2 protein-coding genes and 1 CRISPR repeat array are annotated in these 2,599 nt (G+C 56.7%); both genes read right to left on the bottom strand.

Translation table 11 applies throughout. The features are described from left to right. Positions 1-120: 120 nt before the first annotated feature. Positions 121-1,139: direct repeats of the CRISPR family, unit length 30 nt; unit sequence CCTTCGACCCCACAAGGGTCCATCTGAAAC. A 110-nt stretch (positions 1,140-1,249) separates the two neighbouring features. Next, positions 1,250-1,513: a CRISPR-associated endonuclease Cas2 gene (cas2, locus tag C487_RS02960; RefSeq protein WP_006184181.1), complete on the bottom strand. Its 264-nt coding sequence runs from the start codon at positions 1,511-1,513 to the stop codon at positions 1,250-1,252. 2 nt (positions 1,514-1,515) lie between these two features. Continuing rightward, a complete protein-coding gene (gene cas1b / locus C487_RS02955) occupies positions 1,516-2,490 on the bottom strand; it encodes a type I-B CRISPR-associated endonuclease Cas1b (RefSeq protein ID WP_006184180.1) in 975 nt (324 codons plus the stop codon). Positions 2,491-2,599 lie beyond the last annotated feature (109 nt).

The raw sequence follows: 2,599 nt of genomic DNA, 5'->3' as shown, positions 1-2,599 counted from the left end.
CAGAAGATTCACCAGCAACGTCCGGTCTTACAGGAGACGCTCGCTACCGCTACGCAACCGAGGTGTGAGTCTTAGCTAAAGACGAATGATGGCTGGAGTCACAAGGCTACCTTCGAGTCGCCTTCGACCCCACAAGGGTCCATCTGAAACCGGGGCGATCCTGTGGGTCCTTGGAACCAACGTCCTCCTTCGACCCCACAAGGGTCCATCTGAAACGCTGCTCTCGGAGAGGCCGGGGTCCGGAGTCCAAGTCCCTTCGACCCCACAAGGGTCCATCTGAAACCGGCGGCGATCCGGAGGGTCGCGTCGTTCGCGATCGACCTTCGACCCCACAAGGGTCCATCTGAAACAGGGTACCTTAGTCCGCGTTTCGACCACATGGGCACCTTCGACCCCACAAGGGTCCATCTGAAACGACTATGAAGGGGTTCTTTCAGGCCCGATATATCCCACCTTCGACCCCACAAGGGTCCATCTGAAACGCTGTGTGGACTCTCGGGCGGACTCTACGGCGTCGTCCTTCGACCCCACAAGGGTCCATCTGAAACTATACCATCTCTTCCTCGCTGTCGTATCGCCATTCGACCTTCGACCCCACAAGGGTCCATCTGAAACCTTGGATTGCAAGTGATGCAATCGCAGAGGTGAGACCTTCGACCCCACAAGGGTCCATCTGAAACCAGTACAAAGATCCACAAGAGATCATATTGACGACCCCTTCGACCCCACAAGGGTCCATCTGAAACGGCGGGCATCTCTGTCTCGACGGCAACGAAATTGTGCCTTCGACCCCACAAGGGTCCATCTGAAACCGGCGGCGGCAAGAGCGGGTACCTGATGCGCAACCTTCGACCCCACAAGGGTCCATCTGAAACGAGGTCGTCCGGCCCTAGTCCCGTCGCGTCGTCCTCCCTTCGACCCCACAAGGGTCCATCTGAAACCGTCCTCGAGCCCGGTGACCGAGTGAATGGTCAAATCACCTTCGACCCCACAAGGGTCCATCTGAAACGCGGTACGGGAGCTATGCGTGGTACTCAGGAAGCCTTCGACCCCACAAGGGTCCATCTGAAACGTTGCTATCACCACCACTGAGAACCATCGCTGGCTTCCCTTCGACCCCACAAGGGTCCATCTGAAACCATGGCCAATTAGACCACGTAAACAGCTCTATTGGCCGCTCACACTTCATCGTTTCCGTCGACCCGCGATAACCTCTGAACCCCAGGGGGTCGATGGAACAATCGGATCGTTAGAGGAACTGATCGTCGGCGGCGGGATCGTCACCGAAGACAGATCTCTCGACCATCTTTTCGGAGGAGACGCGGTAGATAATCGTTGATTCTCCAGGTTTGAGCATTTCATCGACGCCGGATCGGATTTTTTCGAGGTCGCCCTCAGTCACGTCCCCCTCGAGTACGGAGTTTTGAACGTGTGTGAGATACCGCCGGAGGAATTTCAGCATCTTGTGAGTACGGTCGGCTTCCATGTCGTAGACCACGACGACATAGACCATACTCACCACCACCGTCGGAACGGAACATACTCCTCGCCGGTCAGGAGGTGTTTTTTCAGTTTGTACGCTTCGACACGGAGGAGATACTGGTAGCTCACCTTCTTTCCCAAATCCGGGTGATCGATCGTCTCGTCGAGAGTTTCCTCGTATGCTTTCGAGTAGGTTTTTCGGCCACTTTCGTTCAGGAGACAGGAATTCATGTCGTCTTCAAAGTCGTCGGTGGTTAGCTGGCCACGGTTGACGAGTCTGAAGATGACTCGATCAGCGAGCAGCGGCTTGAATAGGTCGGCGATGTCCAGTGCCAGTGAGTATCGTCGTTCACCGGGTTCATGGAGGTAACTGACTGTCGGATCCAGTGCAGTCGCGCGGATCGCCGAGACGATGTTCGCGTAGACCAGCGAGTTGCCGAAGGAGATCAGGCTGTTGACTTCGTTATTCGGAGGGTTGTACTGCCTGCCACCGAAGACAAATCCCTCGGGAAGGATCTCGTCGAAAGTCGAATAGTACGCCTTCCTAGCGCGTGCTTCAACGCCCATCGTCTCGTCGATCGTCCCCATTCCCTCAAGCGACGCCCGTGCATCATCCAGTTCCTCCAGCACATGCTCGAAGTCGTATCCACGCCCGTCGTAGTAGGTGACGTTCGAGCGCATGTTGTGGATGCTGCCGTCGACGAACGCCTTCGCCAGTTTGAGACGGTGGCCCGGATCGTCGTAGGCCCGGACCTGATCAACGATCGTCTGGCCGGAGGTCTGACCCCGCTTTGGCATGATTGAGCCGGCATAGTGGTCGTGCCAGCCGAAGACGTGGACTGCGACGCCTTCCTGATTGAGGAAGGAGACGAAACGAGTGTTGTACTCGATCTGTCCGTGGAGGAAGATCGCCTCGGCGTTCTCGACCGGGAGGTACTTCTTCTCGCCGTCGTCGGTGACGACACGCACCGTATCGTCCCGGCGTTCGATCCGTCCGTCGGAAAACACGTGGTAGTTGTCGTTCCATCCGTCTTTAGTTAAGCGAGAAACCGCGTGATAGCGGCGGCTTATCGAGGCACCTTTCGGAAGGAATGAGGAAGTCCAGTCTGTGCACGAC

Source organism: Natrinema pallidum DSM 3751, from assembly GCF_000337615.1.
In the GTDB taxonomy this organism is placed as follows: Archaea; Halobacteriota; Halobacteria; order Halobacteriales; family Natrialbaceae; genus Natrinema; species Natrinema pallidum.
The sequence above is the reverse complement of the archived record's forward strand: the minus strand, read 5'-3'. Positions and strand labels throughout refer to the sequence as shown.